General features: G+C 59.1%; 15 protein-coding genes and 3 pseudogenes. 10 read left to right on the top strand and 8 right to left on the bottom strand.

Features of this window, described 5'->3' with window-relative positions; translation table 11 throughout:
* Positions 1-212: hypothetical protein (locus EV286_RS32320; RefSeq protein ID WP_207909930.1), on the top strand; the 212-nt coding region annotated here is incomplete at its 5' end.
* A 203-nt stretch (positions 213-415) separates the two neighbouring features.
* Here EV286_RS32320 and EV286_RS26690 read toward each other — a convergent pair.
* The 3 genes from EV286_RS26690 to EV286_RS26680 are packed head-to-tail and all read right to left on the bottom strand — an operon-like array spanning position 416 to position 5,860.
* Positions 416-3,679: an error-prone DNA polymerase gene (locus tag EV286_RS26690; RefSeq protein WP_132960240.1), complete on the bottom strand. Its 3,264-nt coding sequence runs from the start codon at positions 3,677-3,679 to the stop codon at positions 416-418.
* Positions 3,676-5,187, bottom strand: coding sequence for a DNA polymerase Y family protein (locus EV286_RS26685; protein ID WP_132960238.1), 1,512 nt, complete (start codon positions 5,185-5,187; stop codon positions 3,676-3,678). The genes EV286_RS26690 and EV286_RS26685 overlap by 4 nt, the downstream gene beginning before the upstream one ends.
* Positions 5,108-5,860: an ImuA family protein gene (locus tag EV286_RS26680; protein ID WP_132960236.1), complete on the bottom strand. Its 753-nt coding sequence runs from the start codon at positions 5,858-5,860 to the stop codon at positions 5,108-5,110. Before EV286_RS26680 ends, EV286_RS26685 begins: the two co-directional genes overlap by 80 nt.
* 289 nt (positions 5,861-6,149) lie before the next feature.
* On the opposite strand from EV286_RS26680, the gene EV286_RS26675 reads away from it, so the two are divergent.
* Complete coding sequence (locus EV286_RS26675) at positions 6,150-6,923, top strand: SOS response-associated peptidase (protein ID WP_132960234.1); 774 nt, start codon at positions 6,150-6,152, stop codon at positions 6,921-6,923.
* Between the two features lie 63 nt (positions 6,924-6,986).
* The gene (locus tag EV286_RS26670; RefSeq protein ID WP_245500840.1) at positions 6,987-7,262 is read left to right on the top strand and encodes a tautomerase family protein; all 276 of its coding nucleotides are present in this window, start codon (positions 6,987-6,989) and stop codon (positions 7,260-7,262) included.
* A gap of 75 nt (positions 7,263-7,337) precedes the next feature.
* Here EV286_RS26670 and EV286_RS26665 read toward each other — a convergent pair whose 3' ends face one another.
* Positions 7,338-7,889, bottom strand: coding sequence for a GXWXG domain-containing protein (locus EV286_RS26665; RefSeq protein ID WP_132960232.1), 552 nt, complete (start codon positions 7,887-7,889; stop codon positions 7,338-7,340).
* Between the two features lie 313 nt (positions 7,890-8,202).
* Here EV286_RS26665 and EV286_RS26660 point away from each other — a divergent pair, with 313 nt between their 5' ends.
* The 3 genes from EV286_RS26660 (at position 8,203) to EV286_RS26650 (ending at position 9,824) form a co-directional block, all read left to right on the top strand.
* Positions 8,203-8,403 carry a hypothetical protein gene (locus EV286_RS26660; protein ID WP_132960230.1) on the top strand — a complete coding sequence of 67 codons (201 nt, stop codon included), beginning with the start codon at positions 8,203-8,205 and terminating at the stop codon, positions 8,401-8,403.
* 478 nt (positions 8,404-8,881) lie between these two features.
* Complete coding sequence (locus EV286_RS26655) at positions 8,882-9,193, top strand: PepSY domain-containing protein (protein ID WP_132960228.1); 312 nt, start codon at positions 8,882-8,884, stop codon at positions 9,191-9,193.
* A 22-nt stretch (positions 9,194-9,215) separates the two neighbouring features.
* The gene (locus tag EV286_RS26650) at positions 9,216-9,824 is read left to right on the top strand and encodes a general stress protein (RefSeq protein ID WP_132960226.1); all 609 of its coding nucleotides are present in this window, start codon (positions 9,216-9,218) and stop codon (positions 9,822-9,824) included.
* Positions 9,825-10,006: 182 nt separating this feature from the next.
* On the opposite strand, the pseudogene EV286_RS32560 reads toward EV286_RS26650, so the two are convergent.
* Positions 10,007-10,230, bottom strand: a pseudogene (locus EV286_RS32560) (ATP-dependent DNA ligase); the annotation flags it as partial.
* 267 nt (positions 10,231-10,497) lie between these two features.
* Between EV286_RS32560 and EV286_RS26640 the strand changes: the two are divergent.
* The 3 genes and pseudogenes from EV286_RS26640 to EV286_RS32555 form a co-directional block, all read left to right on the top strand.
* Positions 10,498-11,348 (top strand): annotated as a pseudogene (locus EV286_RS26640) (IS66 family transposase); the annotation flags it as partial.
* A 115-nt stretch (positions 11,349-11,463) separates the two neighbouring features.
* On the top strand, positions 11,464-12,045 hold the full coding sequence (locus EV286_RS26635; RefSeq protein WP_132960224.1) for a nucleotidyltransferase family protein: 582 nt from the start codon (positions 11,464-11,466) through the stop codon (positions 12,043-12,045).
* 1,324 nt (positions 12,046-13,369) lie between these two features.
* Entirely contained in the window at positions 13,370-13,705 is a 336-nt protein-coding gene (locus EV286_RS32555) for a hypothetical protein (RefSeq protein ID WP_132960218.1), read from the top strand.
* A 215-nt stretch (positions 13,706-13,920) separates the two neighbouring features.
* Here the strand turns inward: EV286_RS32555 and EV286_RS26615 are convergent, their stop codons facing one another.
* The gene (locus EV286_RS26615; protein WP_132960216.1) at positions 13,921-14,187 is read right to left on the bottom strand and encodes a DUF982 domain-containing protein; all 267 of its coding nucleotides are present in this window, start codon (positions 14,185-14,187) and stop codon (positions 13,921-13,923) included.
* A gap of 28 nt (positions 14,188-14,215) precedes the next feature.
* On the bottom strand, positions 14,216-14,464 hold the full coding sequence (locus EV286_RS26610; protein ID WP_132960214.1) for a DUF982 domain-containing protein: 249 nt from the start codon (positions 14,462-14,464) through the stop codon (positions 14,216-14,218).
* Positions 14,465-15,232: 768 nt separating this feature from the next.
* Here EV286_RS26610 and EV286_RS26605 point away from each other — a divergent pair.
* Positions 15,233-16,993, top strand: a complete 1,761-nt coding sequence (locus EV286_RS26605; RefSeq protein WP_132960212.1) for an adenylate/guanylate cyclase domain-containing protein — start codon at positions 15,233-15,235, stop codon at positions 16,991-16,993.
* 59 nt (positions 16,994-17,052) lie between these two features.
* Here the strand turns inward: EV286_RS26605 and EV286_RS32550 are convergent.
* Positions 17,053-17,439: pseudogene (locus tag EV286_RS32550) on the bottom strand (DDE-type integrase/transposase/recombinase); the annotation flags it as partial.
* Positions 17,440-17,484: the final 45 nt, after the last annotated feature.

The following is a 17,484-nucleotide window of genomic DNA, read 5'->3' as shown; positions in this document are numbered from 1 at the left end:
ATAAGATCGCGCTCGTCATCCATTCCTCCTCGTTTTTACACGAGGGGTCTGTTCTTCGCTTCGTTAGGGGGTCAGTTTTTCATTTCGCCCGACACACGTCGCCAGCAGCAGATCTTCGTATGGAAGTCGCCGTCGCGCACAGCGCCATGGCCGTTGACGCCGACGGCCGCAGCGGCAGCCGTATGCCATCATTTCGACCAACATCTCCTTGACCTGCTCCAGCGCATATCTCTCGCTAATCGCGTTACGCTCAGGGAAGCAGTATCGCCTATAGGACGTTTGCGCGTCGCACGCGCTGGCAATGACCCAGGAGCAGGTTGACGACATGGCCGGAATATCACCCCGTTGTCGCGACATCGAACCAGGGAGCGCCACGGCGCTCTGGTCAATATTGCCCGAGCGCTGAGACGCATCGTCAATGAAAATTCCGGCTCTTCACCTTCAAGGTATCGATGTGCAGGTCCGGAACGTAGATGTCTCGCGGTTTAACTGCGGCAGCCCTGTCGCGCGAATCCGGGCTGCCAGGTGTGCCATGCGCAAACTCATCACCCCTTCCGGTGGGAAGTTTGAAACCCGTGTCTCGGTCGGCCAATCCGGAGAGGTCACCGGACAGGTCGAACAGCTGCTGGGCGACCAAGTGCACGACATCGCCTTCCCTCTGAATTCGGCCATTGATTGCCATCATCGATGAGCCGAGGACGACGCGACGACGGCGCTCGAACAACGATGGCCACACGACCACGTTTGCCGGTCCGGTCTCATCTTCGATGGTGATGAACATGACGCCTCTCGCCGAGCCCGGCTTCTGGCGGACCAACACCAAGCCAGCGGTCATCAACCAACGCCCGTCACGGGCATTCATCGCTTCCGCGCAGGTAACAATGCGGCGCTCCGTCAGGTCTTTTCGCAGGAAGCTGACAGGGTGATCGCGCAATGTCAGACCGACGTGGCTGTAGTCCTGGATCACGTTGTGCCCGTCGGTCATTTGCCGAAGAGATACCTCTGGTTCCTGCTGCTCGGCGATGGCTCTTGCCTCTCGTTCCGACGCAGCTGCAAACAACGGCAGAGGTTCGTCTCTAAGGGCCTTGATTGCCCATAACGCATCCCGTCGCTCCAGTTTGAGCGAGGGTAGGAACGCATCGGCCTCGGCAAGTTCAACCAGGGATGCAGCCGGGACGCCGGAACGCCGCCACATGTCATCGACTGAATCGAACGCGCCGTTCATACGCGCTGCGACAATCCTGGCTGCATTGGCAACTGCCAGTCCCCTCACCATCCGCATGCCAAGGCGCACGGCATGACGCTGACTGTCGCCAATCTGTTCGAGGGTACAGTCCCACCGGGAGCGGTTGACGCAGACCGGCCGGATTTCGACACGATGGTTGCGGGCGTCCCCGACGATCTGGGCCGGGGCGTAAAATCCCATCGGCTGCGAATTCAGCAGCGCCGCGCAGAATGCGTCCGGGAAATGGCATTTCACGTAATTCGAGGCGTAGGCAATCAGCGCAAAACTTGCAGCGTGGCTTTCCGGAAAGCCGTAGGAGCCGAAGCCTTCGAGCTGGGAGAAGGTCTTCTCGGCAAACTCGGCGGTGTATCCGTTCCGGATCATGCCCGAGACCAGCTTGTCCTTGAAGCGCGAAACGCCGCCCGTGAACTTGAAGGTTGCCATCGACTTTCGGAGTTGGTCAGCCTCGCCGCCGGTGAACCCCGCGCAGACCATCGCGACCTTCATCGCGCTCTCCTGAAACAGCGGCACCCCCAATGTCTTGCCGAGCACGGCCTCAAGCTCAGGGGTCGGGTAGTCGACCGCCTCCTTGCCTTCTCGCCTTCTGAGATACGGGTGCACCATGTCGCCCTGGATCGGGCCGGGACGAACGATGGCGACTTGGATTACGAGATCGTAGAAGGTCCGAGGCTTCATCCTCGGCAGCATCGCCATTTGAGCGCGGCTTTCGATCTGGAAAGTGCCGAGCGTATCTGCCTTGCGGATCATCGCATAGGTCGCCGGGTCTTCCTGCGGGATTTTTGCCAGATCGAGGTGTTCGTGTTTGTGTTCCCGGATCAGATCAAAGGCCTTCGACATGCAGGTGAGCATGCCGAGCGCCAGCACGTCGACCTTCATGAACTTCAGGGCCTCGATGTCGTCCTTGTCCCACTCGATGACCTGCCGGTCGGCCATCGATGCAGGCTCAATGGGAACGAGGTCATCGAGACGGTCGTGCGTAAGGACGAAACCACCAGGATGCTGGCCCAAATGCCTGGGTGCCCCCATCAGCTGCTGCGCAAGCTTGAGCGTCAGGGCGAGGCGGCGGTCATTGGGGTTCAGATTCTGTTCGCGAAGCTGGCGGTCACTCACCAATTCCTCTGACCAGGACCACATTCCGGACGACAATGCCTTGATGACGTCTTCGGGGAGGCCAAGCGCTTTGCCGACATCGCGGATCGCACCTTTTGCCCGATAGCGCGTGACGGTGGAACAGAGGGCGGCCTTGTCATGGCCGTAGGTCTTGTAAATCCACTGAATGACCTCCTCGCGGCGCTCATGCTCGAAATCGACGTCGATGTCCGGGGGCTCGTCGCGCTCCTTGCTGACGAAACGCTCGAACAGGAGATCGTTGGTCTCCGGGTCAATCGACGTTACGCCAAGGATGTAGCAGATGGCCGAGTTCGCAGCCGACCCGCGTCCCTGGCAAAGGATGCCCTGGGTGCGGGCGAACCGGACGATCGAGAACACCGTCAAGAAGTACGGCGCGTACCGCATCTCCTTGATAAGATCGAGTTCATGGCGGACGGCCTTCAGCACCTTCTGAGGAAGACCCTCCGGATACTTCTGCGGAATGCATTGCCGAACGTAGTGCTCCAACGACTGCTGAGCGTCCATGCCCTCGACAATCGCCTCCTCGGGATATTGGTAGGTCAGCTCTTCGAGCGAGAACTTGCAGCGTTCGACGATCTCCATCGTTCGCGCCAGCGCTTCGGGATAGCGAGGAAACAGGCGCTCCATTTCTTCGGGTGGCTTCAGATAGCGGTCGGCGTGCCGTTCTCTCTCGAAGCCAACATCATCGATGGTCGTGCGGTTCCGGATACAGGTCACCACATCCTGCAATTGGCGACGGCCTGGCTCGTGGAAGAGCACGTCGTTCGTGACGACCGTGCGCACATTCGAACGGACGGCAAGATTCGAAAGATCGTGGAGGCGGAGCTGGTCGTTCGGACGCCGCCGCAGGCAGAGTGAGAGATAGGCTCTGTCCTTGAAGATGTCGGCGGTCTTCCGAAGCTGGACGGCGCATGTCTCATCAGCGAGATCGGGGACCAGGATGCCAATCAGGCCGTCGGCATAAAGGGCGACATCGTCGAGGGTAAGGACGCAATTTGCTTTTCCGCCACGCGATTTGCCGAGCGTCAGCAGCCGTGTCAGGCGAGAGTATGCGGCGCGGTCGGTGGGATAGACCAGGATCGACATGCCGTCCTGCAAATCAAGACGGCATCCCACCACCAGCCGGATACCCGTTGCCCGGGATGCCTCCAGGGCTCGAACGATCCCGGCAAGCGAGTTCCGGTCGACGACACCGAGCGCCTCGATCCCGAGTTCCTTCGCGGTGGCAAACAGTTCGTCGGCGCTGCTTGCTCCACGCAGGAAGCTGAAGTGGGTCGTCACCTGAAGCTCGGCGTATCTCATGCGAAAATTCCGTGCAGGAACCAGCGATGGGAGCCAGTTTCCGGATCGACGCCGTCACCGCTCCTGAAAATCCAGAAGCGCTGGCCGCTGTCGTCCTCGACAACGAAATAGTCCCGGACCGCCTCCAGCTCACTGTCGCGCTTCCACCATTCGCCGAAGACCCGTTCCGGTCCGTCGGCGCGTCTTACGCGGTGGCGCTTGCCGCGCCAGGTGATGCTTGCCGGAGGATGGTCCGGGAGAAGAGCAATCGCTTCGATCCGGTCCGGATGAGCCAGCAGGCGAACCGGGCGCGGCCAATGGTGGGTCCAGCCATCCTCGATATCGTCAGCCGAGGCCGCGATCTTCCGGACGCTGCGTTCGGGGACATCAGAGGCAACCGGCGCGACGCGGTAGACGCGTTGACCCCGGTTGCCGAAGAGGTCGATCAGCGGCGTGATATCGTCATTACCGTCTTCGACCAGCGACGATACCCTCTGTGTTTCCTCCAAGGGCTCGGTCATCACCGCGACAAGCGAAAGCTTCTCGATCCCGAAGCCTGGCTCGATCTTCTCCGTTCGATCTCGAAACAGTTTGCTCAGCCAGGCGACATCCCGGGCTGGCTTGGCGGTTCCTGCCCGGATCGCCTGGCGGGTGCCATCCACCTTCTCGACGATGAGGTCGATGCGACGAACGCCAAGACCTTTCCGCTGAAGCTCCGCAACGAGTTGGACGACGAGGCGGCCAACGTATTTGTTGATCGTTTCTGCTGCACCGATGGGCTCGGCGAATGACCGGCTGACCTCGATCAGTTCCGGCGTCCGAACAGGATCAATCGGCTCGGCAATCCGTCCGAACATCTGGTCGAGACGCCGTCCCACCTCGGGACCGAAACGAAGAGTGAGCGGCGCACGCGGCGTCGCCGACAGCTCGCCAATCGACCGAAAACCGAGCGTTCTCAGGTCCCCGGCGGTCTTCTCGGGCAACCGGAGTGCGGAGATGGGAAGCTTTTCGACTGCCTTCGCTGTTTGTCCAATTGGTACGATGACAGTTTCCCGGGTGATCGCGCGAGCACAGGCATGCGCCGCTCCCCAGGTATCGGCGATGGCGATCCTCGCGGTCAGGCCTTTGGCGCGGAATCGGTTGGCAATGCCGGATAGCATTCTCGCTTCGCCGCCCTGGAGATGGTCTGCACCTTCGGTGTCCATAACGATACCATCCGGTGCATCCATGGCCACCACAGGCGAATACTGTGTCAGTGCCCAGAGCGTGATGCGTTCGAGCGCAGTGGCATCGGCGACGGGATCGGCATCGATCATCATCAGACCGCCGAACAATGCCTGGGCTTTTGCAGCTGGCATGCCAACACGCACTCCGGCTGAACGTGCGGCCGCGTCAGCGGCAGAGACCCACCTCTTTGAACCGCTTCTCGCGATCATTGCGATTGGCTGTTCAGCGGGAATTGATGGTTCGGCTCGCCTGATCCTGTCGGTCGCCAGGTCCGGCAGATAGATCGATACGACCCTGGACATCACACGCTCCTACAAAAAACTCAGCGCACTCGCCCGCTTTCACCCGCATCAATTCGAGAAACCACCGTGGCCGCCCCACGCCTGGAACCGGCAGCTCCTCAGACGGCACTACGCTTACCCTCCACCGCGTCGTCGACGCCGTCGGCTGGCCAAAATCAGAAGCCTCGGTCTGTCGTCGCCATCGCCGAACAACCAGGCCAATTGTCCCGGTCTTTTCGGCAGCAAGCTGAAGCCGCCGGGAGGCCGTCATCGGAAGGCGCACCAGTTCTCCGACGACCGCGCCGAGCCCCCCGTAGGAGAGCCCCTCTTCCATAGACGCCAGGACGTCCTCTTCCTTGTCTGCCTCCACGAAAACCACGCGGTTCGGATGCAGCCCGGAGTGTGCAAGAGCCGGAAAGAACAGGTCCGGCCTGGTCAGACACCAGACGACCTTCCCCCTGGTTCGCGCAGCTATCCCGGCGGCAAACAGTGCAGCGGCCGCGCCGTCGACCGTGCCTGACCCGCCTCCGGCGAACTCATGGATCGCGCCGAACGCCATCCCGCCACCTGGAAGAACGCCGTCAATTTCCGGCACGCCAAACGGCAGGAAATCGACCCGCTTCACAACGCCGCCTTCCAGGGCCGCGATGCGTTCGCGCAGATCGGCTATGACATGTTTGCGGGCAACCGCCATCGCTCACGGAATCCTTTCGGTTCGTGGTCAAAACGCTATGGCTTCATGCCAATTCAATGCGAATGTTCTGTATCTGTTCCCTTCCGTGAAGGGAGTCAAGCAGCCCAAGATAGGAATTTATGCCTCAATGTTAGCATCCACGCAAATCACCGTTGTGATTCAATTGGGTAGTCGACTCATCCCGCCGACGAGAACTTGAATTATTTCTGACAGACGACGCTCACACCAGCGGGTTGGCACCTTCGCGCTGCTGCGCTAGCCTGCTGCTGTGTCTGGTGGGGGCGAATTGATGTGCAATCTCTTTCGTATGGATGACCGGGACTGGGCAGCGAAGTGGGCGCAAGACGCCGAAAGCCTGATCAATCTGATGCCCGCCTACCAGGTCAATCCCGACCAGATGTCTCCTGTCATCCGCAACACGACGGATGGACGCAGGCAGCTCGCGAATTGTCGGTGGGGTCTGCCATCGCCTATCTACGTTCAGAAAAAGGCAGCGGAAGCGAGAGCCGAAAAACTGCGTGCGAAGGGGCAGTCCGTGGACATGGACGAGCTTATCCGAATGGAGCCCGACAGAGGGACAACGAACGTCCGCAATCTGACGCTGCCACATTGGAAGCGATGGTTCGGCATCGAGCACCGCTGCCTCGTTCCGGTAACCAGCTTCGCCGAGCCGGACCCAACGAGCCAGATTGAAGGCGGCAAGGTTCCAAATGCCTGGTTCGCTAAAGACGAGAACAAGCCACTCATGTTCTTCGCAGGAATCTGGGTTGCAGGGTGGAAGAGCGTGCGAAAGGTCAGGGACGGCCTCACCACAGACGATCTCTATGGTTTCCTGACAACCGATCCCAACGATATCGTTCGCCCGGTTCATCAGAAGGCGATGCCGGTCATCCTCCTGACAAAAGAGGAAATCGAAATATGGATGAATGCTCCCTGGGACGAGGCGAAGCATCTGGCTCGCCCCCTCCCAAACGACCAGATTATCGTCATCTCGCGTGAGCCTTACGGCTCGACAATCGTCACGAAAACCGGTGACCCTACTGGAGAACCGACGCTATTGTGAGGCCGAGCGCTTGGCGTTGCAGCGCAAATTTCGGCGTGCGTTTCTTCGTGTACAGAGGTATCCGTGGCGGATCACAACAAAGGACAGGTCGACATGCCACATATTGCGGTGAAAATATTCCCAGGGAGATCCGAACAACAGAAACACGAGTTTGCTGCCAAAGTGATCGAAGCTGCCAAGTCGGTATTCGGTTCGAGCGACACATCCTTGTCGCTGGCCATCCTCGACGTGGCGCCCGAAGAATGGGATGTAGAAGTCTATGGCCCAGAGATACAGGCAAATGAGGACAAGCTTTACAAGCGTCCAGGCTATGGTTCGCTGGCTATTCCGTCCGAATAGCGCCAGGGATAGCCTTCAATCCCGACCCCAGACAGAATCCTGATTGCCTATCTGCACGAACGTTGCTCCACGTCACTATCGGGGAAGCCCTTCCACACGAGCCGCTTCGTCGATCGATTGGTCGATTTTTCGCAACCGAAAGAAATACCTGCGATCATCTCCGTCAACGACCATCATTCCGGCGACTTCGCTGTGGTCGACGCGCCTGAAAAAGTCAGCGACGGGCTGGCGGTCGTAGACCATCGCGGCGGTCTCCGCGCCGTCGATTGTTCGCAGTGTAAGTCTCGCCGTGGTGGCGCGGGCGCGGAAGATCTTATGAAGGCGCAAGAACCAGTTTCGAGCGATGGAGGTCCGGCCGAACCATGCCAAGCGGATCGCTGTCCTAACTGGAAAGAAGCAGGGCTCGATCGGGACCAACCGCTCCTGCCGCCACTGGAAGAGCAGGGCGTCAGCCTTCAAGTCGGGATGGAACCGCTTGCCGAACCATTGAAGGTTCTCCAGCACGCCGTCGAGCGGGTGATCGGCCGCGATCCCTTCGCCACGCCAAAGGCCGACCATCTCTTCCGGAAGGACGGGATCGAGCGTCTGAAACCACTTGCGTCTCGCCTCTTGCAGGTCTGAAGTCATATAGTGCCTCCAGTCCGATCATGGAGAACAGGTCATTGGGGCTAGGCACGATCAGAATGAAGTAGGCGGGCGTTCTGGACGATGTCTTCGGGACGCTTAGCCGACCTTGGACTTCAGCATGCTGAGATCGCCAATGCATTCCTTGATCTGGCCACGGCTGAGCTTGGTGACGGGGCGCGGCGGTTCATGAAGCTCTCCTCGTCGGAATGGGACACTGAACCTTTTCGAGCGCTGAAAGTTCCGGCCCTGTCATCGCCATGGACCGGAACATCTTTTCGCCGGCAGGATTAATTTGTCAAAAGGAGCAATCACCATGGGAATGAACAAGCCAAAGGATGGTGCGCCAGGCACAACGGACCAGTCGCCGCGATGGGAAGGCCCACAGGAAAACACTCCACGAGGCTATATGCCCGCTAGGGACAATCCCGACCGTGCGGAAGACGCCAATGGCGAGACCAATGCCGATCCCAAGGTCAAGAAGATCTCGGACGGGCTGAAACAAAAGGGCGAGTGAGATAACCGACATCGAAAAGGATGCAAAAGGCAGCTTGCCAAATCAGTTTTTGATCGCAAGGCACTCGGGATTGCACAGCGGCCGACGGTGATCACAGGCTCGGAAAATGCGACGGTACACGGGACGCTGCCAGGAAAGAAGCCCGCGAGAGAGTGGTATGTGAATTATGACCCCCGCGCTTCGTCTGAGTCGGCGAAGGGCGATCTTCGTCGGCGGCGTCAGCATTCTGGCAAGCCTTCGCAGGTCGCGAAGCCGAAGTGGTGCGGGAAAATCCTCGAACGCACTCCCCGTCACCTGTGAAGTGAGGGTCTAGGACTTCAGGCCCATCATCCGGCTGCGCCTGCCATCAAATAATAAGCAGCCGGCATCCGTGAAGTCGCAGTTCGAGAATAAGCGCGGCAACGATGTTGGTTAAATAAATCATTGGAACCTCTAACTTTTCTGCGTGTTTCCCTTCCACCCAACAGGAGGAAACACAATGAACAAAATCGCTATCCTCTCCGCCGGCCTGCTCTTGGCTGCATCTGGCGTCTTCGCGCAGAGTGAGACCCCAAGCACATCGCAGACTACGCCGGCGATCAATACCGAACAAAACCCCGGCGCACCTATCGCGGGCGAGAACAGCTTTACGGAGGCGCAGGCGAAATCCCGCATCGAAGATGCCGGCTACAAGGACGTAGCCGGGCTGAAGCTCGACGAGCAGGGCGTCTGGCGCGCAACCGCGACCAAGGACGGCAAGCAGGCGGGTGTTTCCCTGGACTTCCAAGGCAACGTGACGATGGCCAAGTAATCCGAACACAGAGGATATTTCAATGAGAACGATCACAGGACTCTATGACAGCTACGATGACGCAAAGGCAGCCGTGAGGGCACTGGAGGCGGCCGGCGTGCCTTCGGACCACATCAGCATCGTCACCAACAAGGCAAGCGGCATCGACGTTGAAGGACAGGGAAGCCGAGCGGCGGAAGGTGCTGGAACAGGTGCCGGTATCGGCGCTGTGGCGGGCGGTGCAGGCGGTCTGCTCACGGGGCTTGGCATGCTTGCGATTCCGGGCGTTGGACCTGTCGTTGCAGCCGGCTGGCTTGCTGCAACGGCGGCAGGCGCCGTAGCAGGTGCTGTTGCGGGTGGCGCCGTCGGCGGGATCGTCGGGGCCATGGTGGAATCCGGAGTTCCCGAGGAAGACGCCCACTTCTACGCGGAAAGCATACGTCGTGGCGGTTCAGTCGTGACCGCGCGCGTGGATGAGAGCCGTGTAGCGCCGGTCGAAGCGATGCTGAACGATTCGCCTCGTGTGGATGTCGCAACCCGTCGGGCCAGCTACACCGAGCAGGGATGGGCACGCTTCGATGAAACGGCCGCTCCATACACGCCTGAGCAAATCGCCGCTGAGCGCGAGCGTTACCGGACAGATCGTCTGTAAGTTATCGTCAATGAACAGGAAGCCCCGCTATCAACGCGGGGTTTTTTTCCACTACCCGCCGAGATCTTTTTACGTGATCGGCGCCCGCCCGGAACGCCAGCTTCGGCCGATGAAGCGGTCTGCCCTCAAAGAAACTCGATCGACGCTATGGTATGTCAGAGTTCGCGCGTTCAGGTAGTCCGCTACATAGACTTGGCGAGCCACTTGATTGCCTGTTCGAGTGGTCGCAACCCGTCGCAGTAGTCCTGCCAGGCGCTCGTCTTCTGCAGAGGCGACGGTACGGTGTGGATCGTAAAACGCTTGGGATCGAGATCCACATTCACCTGGCTCCAGGGAGAGGCATCGACACAGGGCGCCGGGCGCGCAGCGACAATGGCACCACGGCGGTCGCCATGCGGTCGTTGCGCTGCTTCTTTGCCATGTTAATCAGGTAGCGCTGAGCGTTGGCGAGCTGAGGCGCGGTCCGGACAGGTAAGACGCTCGACTGCCATTTCGTTGGCCGCAAGGAGAAACCGGAAAAATCCCTGCGTTCGTCATCCCTGTCGCGTCCGGTTGACACGACACGCGACCTCGGAAGTGACAAGTGCCAAACACCTATTTTGTTCCCGTGCACACGCTGCCGAAAATGGCTGGCCTCACTCTTGGATTGGACGACGGCTAGGAACACCGTTAACTGCGCCCTGTGTTCGACGCCTTGATCGCCGAACTGAAGCGCTCGACCAAGCTGTTCATGGATGAGACCCGTGCGCCGGTCCTCGATCCTGGCTCCGCAAGACCAAGACCGGATACTTCTGGGCGCTGGCCCGCGATGACCGACCGTGGAGCGGAGGTGGGCCGCCCGGTGTGGCTTTCACCTACGCACCCGGTCGCGGCGGGCATCATGCCGAAAGGATATTGCAGGGGTTTACGGGCATCCTTCAGGTGGATGGCTATGCCGGATATAATCGGCTGATTGCTCCAGACCGCGTTTGTCCGGACATCCGACTTGCCTATTGTTGGGCGCATGCTCGTCGCAAACTGGTCGAGATCACCGGCACCGAATCAGCGCCGATTGCCCAAGAAGGCGTGAAGCGGATTGGTGAACTCTACCGGATCGAGGCGGAACTGCGTGGCCTTTCAGCAGAAGCTCGCTTCACCGCGCTGCAGGAGCGATCAGCGCCATTGATTGCGGCCATGCGAACTTGGCTGATGCATCATCGTGCCCGTGTCGCGGGCAAGTCGCCGCTCGGCGAAGCACTCGCCTACATGGCCAAATACTGTGAGGGACTCTGCGTCTTCCTGAGTGATGGCCGCATCGAGAACGACAACAACACAGTCGAGCGAACCATCCGGCCGACAGCCCCGAATCGGAAGAACGCCCTCTTCGCTGGGCACGAGGCCGGAGCCGAGAACTGGGCGGCCATCGCCTCGCTCATCGAAACCTGCAAGCTCAACGCTGTCGATCCGTTCGCCTACCTGTCCACCACACTCACCGCCATCGTCAAAGGCCACAGGCAGAGCCAGATCGACGTGCTGATGCCGTAGAGTTATTCGCGGCGGACAAACGGTTGAAGTCTGCAGTCGGCCCAGAGCCGCCGAATTTTGTTCCAGTGTCATACCACTCTTGCTGCAATCGAAAACGGCAAATAGGGAGAACATTATGGATACTGCTGATACAACCACATTTGAAGCTTTCGTGCTGGAGAACCCCGCCATCCGCACTGTCTGGAATGCATGGGAGCGCCTAAACCTACCTGACTGTTGGCTGGTTGCGGGCTGTCTTGCGCAGACGATCTGGAATGCGCGTTTTGGGTTCAGTCCGGAACATGGCGTATCGGACATGGATCTAGTCTACTTCGATCCAGATGATCTGACGGAGGAAAGTGAGCAGAAGCAGGGGAAGCGTATTCGAGAACTATTTCCGGATCTTCCGATCTGGATTGACGTGAAAAATGAAGCGCGGGTCCACCTATGGTATGAGACAAAGTTCGGCCATCCAATACCGCCTTACTCCTCTTTAAGAGAGGCCATAGACACTTTTCCAACGACCTCAACGGCAATAGGTATGCGCCGGGCAGGACGTGGGACAGAGATATACGCAGCGTTTGGTTTCGTTGATCTATTTGCTGGTGTCGTCAGAGCAAATAAGAGGCAAATCACACGCGATATCTACGCTGCAAAGGTCTCGAAGTGGCTTACCCGCTGGCCTGATCTAAGCGTTGTTTCGTGGGATCAATCGTGAGGTCGACCACTACGCCCACTTGTGGCCCATCATTGCCGTCAATGTTGCAGCGGTGGTTTTCGGAAAGGCCTACCGCGCTTGGTCGATGTGCGAAGAAACCACCGCTTACGGAACACTGACCAGAACGTTCGAAGACTATCGCAACCGCGGTAACAAAGCCAACTGACGCTGTCGAAGGCCTCGGCGACGATCCTGCGATGGAAATCCCCAGATCTCTTTTCCTTGGTTTCAGATCGTGGTCGCCATCTTCGGGCCAAAGGATGTCGATAGGCTTCGGCAGTTGTTGATGGTCCCGTAGGGCGAAGGCCTTGCAAACGTGATCGTGCCCAACATCGAACTCCTTCAGTCGCATCGCATTGTCAACCGACAAGTATCCGTGCCGCGCGCGGCGGCTATATAGGAGGCACGCGCCACGTCTTGGCCCGGGCGCCCCTTGATCACATCTCTACAGATCTCAAGGGCGTGCAATCGCGCGTTTCTCCCAGAAGGCGGTCAATGATATAGGAGCTGACCAGCGGCCTCCTTCGTATTCGAGATCGATCGCATGGGACCACCATCTATCTCGATTGCGATCCGTGCAAGCCACGGCTTGCCCGCAACAAACCTTCCCTGACTTATACCTCGGGCCTGTACGAGTGGTGATCCGCGGGATTGACCTTCTTGCCAGGAAGGCGGATGGCGCCATCTTCCTCGCTGGGGAACCCGGCGTCGCTGGCGGCAGCTAATAGGGCCGTTCGTGCTCGTTCGCTAGCCTCAGGACGTCCGAGGGCCTCCGAACACGCCTGCATAGCCGCAAAGAAGCTTTCATCGTGGGGGGCCGGCCACTTGCAGGCCAGCAACACAAGAGCCTCGCGGGGACCTGTTATCGTGATAATTTCGGCGGCTTCCGTGCATTTAAGCACGACCGGCGAGCGCCATCGTGTGTCCATGGTGGATTTCCTCCCGGCGAACCACGCCATCTTTTGTTGGTGGTAACACCATAGAACGAACGATGCGGGTTGATTGTTCCCTGCGAAGTAGGACCGGAGTACACGTGGCGCTCACAAAAGCTGCGCCATCGCCCGCAGCCGCGGAGCCTACAGGAATGTCCCACGTCGATGCCGCTTTCAACTGCGCGGTTCTGGACGTTGCGGTTATTTAGCGGCGGATACCCATCCACACAGCAGGTGCGCACCAGCGAGAAAACTAGCAGAGAACCACCAGATTTTGCTGTGGAGATAGTTGTCATGGCGAAACACATTCAGAACTCCGCAAAAAGCAAGAAGTGTTCATCAGCGGTTCAGGCTCAGAGGTTCAATGTGATGGTTAGCGAGGAGGAGTCCCGATGAAAAAGCTCTTATCCGCCCTCACACCCGTAGTTTTGGCAGCGTTTTTCGCCCTACCGCTAAATGCCGCGCCAATGTTCGTGCCTAGACCTGAGCAAGCACAAATCGGCTCCGTCGAACAGGTCAAAAATCGGCACAATGGTCGTTGGAACGGGAATCGCCACTGGGATCGGCGGTATGCTTGGCGTTCCTGCCGCTATTACCGCGGCTGCTACCCTCGGCAATACGGGTACCGCGGTTATCCGAGGTACTATGGGTATCCTCGATACTATGGCGGTTATCCTGGCTACTACCCGTACCGGCGGTCGGGAGTTGCCATCTATTTTAACTTCTAGCAGGTAGCACTCGCAGGCAGGCAAAACGCATTGCAATAATTGCGAGTTGAGGAGCGCTCCGAACCCGCTGTCGTTTCGCTGGCCGCCTCTTTGTTGCACGCTCCGCCATGTGCACGGGCGTGCGCCATTGGGGGCGCGGAGGCAGAATGGTGAAATGCCTGCGTCGCACTGAAGTAGTGCGGCCCGCGAGCACCCAAATATGAAAGCAAAACGGGCTAAGCCACGAAAATCAGCTTCGCTTCGCTGCAGGCCTCTACAAACGCAACCCTGGCTCGATCCTGGGTAGTAGAGCCCTTCGAGTGATCGAAGCAGGCTTGCAGGGCCACTTCCCGCAGCGGGCCGTCCTCGGCTGGCCACCGATCCCAAAGGAAATTGAATGCTGCTCTACTGGTATCAATCTTGATATTGGTGCCATCGGCAAGAAAGATAATGACGGGGTATCGCCACCACTTCTCCGACATTTGATCTGTGATCTGATGCATTGGAAGGTCGTCGCCTAACAAATTCCGCTTATTCGATAATCTCGATGGTCGCTTCGTCGGCCGCTGTGATGAGGGCGGCGCGGGCAGCTTCTGCGGTATACTGGCCGTTCAGGGCTCCAAGAATGATCTCGCATGCAGCGTCGTAGACACGCCCCTTATGTGTCGGCCAATGATTAAGCAGGCACTCGGCGGCATCCTCGACCGTCTGGACGGTCCGGTACCCGCCGAGGCCATGCAGCGCGAGCCGCACGGCGCGAAATGTAAGCGCGCCTGTCATGGTCCTCCTCCTGCGCTCGCGTTGCGAATTAACGCCCACGCAGCTTCTTCAGTTCCCGCCGATTATCGATAACAGGCGAAAACCGCACGCAAGGCCAACCCGCGACAGCCAAATCTCTGGGGCACGCCGCATCCTGGCTGCCGCTGTGTCGAGAAAGGCGGCCGTGCTGCCGATCCCGACCACAACGACAAGCCGCACGCCGTTCTTGTCGATATCCGCTGGCCGCGTACAAAAGGCATGAGGTGCACGAATCGAAGGAAAGCGGCGACGCTCCGCAATGAACCAGGCAAGGCGGAGCGTCGCCGTCCGCCCGATCACCTTTGCGTCTAGGTATGTTATCGAAAATGGGAGCGTGGCTGCCTTGGGGTTCCGTTTCGCCCGCGTCGCTGTTATGTGGGGCAGGCCCGCCGCCCCTTCACTGAGGCTCGCAGCCGCATTACGACGAATTCGCGCGGCATCACGGTGCTCGCACTCGATCGCGGCATGGTCGGCGCGACCCGGACGACGCCAGCGTCTCCATCGCGGGAAGATGGGGAACCGGTCGGCGAGTTCGACGCGCTTTTCTGTACGCTCAGGATGGTTTGCTCCGTTGACGTCGGTGTGGTCAGTTCGTGGCTGAATATCCGCTTCGTCAATGATTTTGCCCGCAGCTACCTTGCCCTAAATGGCCGATAGCAACCACTTGGCCATCGCCGCCATTTGTAAAGCACCGGGGCCTGCGAATGTGCTACATTGAACGCCACACGTGCACCTCTGCAGGAGGTCGAGATGCAGCGCAAGCTGGCTGTAATCATGGTTGGGGATTTCGTCGGCTCTACCCCTGCGATGGAGACGGACGAGGAAGGAGCGATTACTCGCATTGACACCATCCTCGACACGGTCCGTATGATCGTCCAGCGCCATGACGGGCGTGTCTTCGGTACCGCAGGTGACGGCCTGCTCGCCGAGTTCAGTAGCCCGGTCAATGCACTTAGGTCGGCCATCGAGGCGCGTGCCGAAATCGCTGCCCTTCCTGGATCGAGCGGCGACGACATGCGGTTCGGCCTTCACGTCGCCGATGTCGTCGTAGTGGGCTCGGACCTGCGAGGCGATGGGGTAAACATCGCCGCGCGCATCGAGGCGTCGGCGCCAGCGGGCGCCATCGACGTTTCGGGGCTGCTTTACGATCAGGTCCGACGGATCTCACCGTGTGGTTTCGAAGACGTCGGAGAACGGCGGCTTAAGGGTATTTTCGAGCCGATCCGGATTTACCGCGTCACTGAACTCGTCGACCGTCACGTCTTTCAGTTCGCTCCGACGCGTTCCGTGCCTAATGTTGCCCAGTCTCCTCGAAGCAATTCGATCGCGGTGGCGCAATTCGATGTAGCGCCGGGCGCCATCACGGATCAGTGTTTTCTCGCTCAAGGCATTACGGACGATCTGACGCTCGAACTCAGCCGCCTCAAGCGACTGTTCGTAAGTTCCCGTTCTGCGGCGACAGCGCTGACGACCAAGGATCCCGTAGAGGTCGGCCGCCTTCTTGGCGTAGGTTACGTTGTTAGCGGCTCAATCCGACAATCCGGAGACGACCTTCGGCTGAACATCTCGCTGATGGAAACCGGGGAGGGCCTCGTCATTTGGTCCGATCGTATCAAGCGTCCGTTTCGCGAATTGCTTGACGTCATGGACGAAATCATCGCGCGCGTTGCTGCGACCGTGTCCGGCCAGGTGGAACAGTCCGAACTTGCGGCGGCACGGTTGAAGCGACCGGAGAATATGACAGCCTATGAGTATTATCTGCGCGGACTTGATCATCACCGCCTAACTGGCGTGTCAGATACTCACATACACGAGGCAATGTCCTGGTTCGAGCGGTCAATGACCGCCGACCCCGGTTTCGGTCGTCCATTTGCAATGCATGTCTGCTCGTGGAGCAATTTGCCAAGCTTTGATCTCCAGAAGGCCGAACAGCAGGTTGCGCACGCGCTGGCCCTCGACCCGACCGACCCGGCCGCCCATCGCATCATGGGCGCTATAAAGATGAAATCAGGTGACTTCGTTTCGGCGCGTTACCATCATATCCGTGCTCAGGAACTGGCTCCGAATGACGCCTATATACTCGGGCGAAGCGCTGCGTTCTATGTCTACGACGGCGAGCCTGAACATGCCCTGGAGATGCTTGATCGTGCCGAGACGCTCGATCCATTCCTGCCTGTCTGGATCACCGAAGAGCGGGTGGCGGCTCTCTATGCGCTGGAACGTTTCGAAGATTTGATGCGCGTGGCTCAGACACTGCCCTTCCAGACTAGGCGCACTCTTCTATACCAGATCGCAGCAAGCGTCGCCCGCGGCGATGTCGGAAAGGCCGAGCTCTTGGTACGGCAAGCGCTTTGCCTCGACCCTGGTCTGTCGTCAGTTTATATACGGATGCAAGAAACCTATGCGGACGCGTCTGTCACCGAAAGTCTTGTCGCGCGGGTCTACGATGCCGGATTGCCATTGACGCAGCGCAATCCATCAGCCCGAACGAAATCAATGTTGACGCGATAGTTGCCGAGCAAACTGGCGGACCGTGTGGCCAAATTCACGGACGTGGCAAAGCGAGCCAGTTCAGCTCTGAGGCAAGACCGATCCTGAAGGCGGCTTGTTGTGTCACAACGATCGCTTCCCGGTTGGTCTGGCTGCCGTCAATGACGAGGCGTTTGGGCTGGCCATGCCGGCGAACGCTTTCCTCAGAAAGCATTGGCAGCCCCCAAATTCCCGTGCGCTAAACCAGAAATCGACTTTGTCACTACTGCTGTCGACGGCGCGAAAGATAATCCGTTGGCGCCGAACCTTGGTGTACGCCTTCGCGGCGAACCATTTTCCGGTGACCGCATACTTGCGGCGATTGCAGCGTTCCGACAGCCATGATGATAAATACGCGTCCCAGCCGTCGATTGTCGAAACGGAGGTCCCTGATGATCCCCTTCAGCGATAATTTCCTTCAGGTCGCGCCAGATCGGACAGTCGGCCAGATATCAGCGGCAGCAAGAGGGGCT

The organism is Rhizobium sp. BK251, from assembly GCF_004345245.1.
Taxonomy (GTDB): domain Bacteria; phylum Pseudomonadota; class Alphaproteobacteria; order Rhizobiales; family Rhizobiaceae; genus Rhizobium.
The sequence above is the reverse complement of the archived record's forward strand: the minus strand, read 5'-3'. Positions and strand labels throughout refer to the sequence as shown.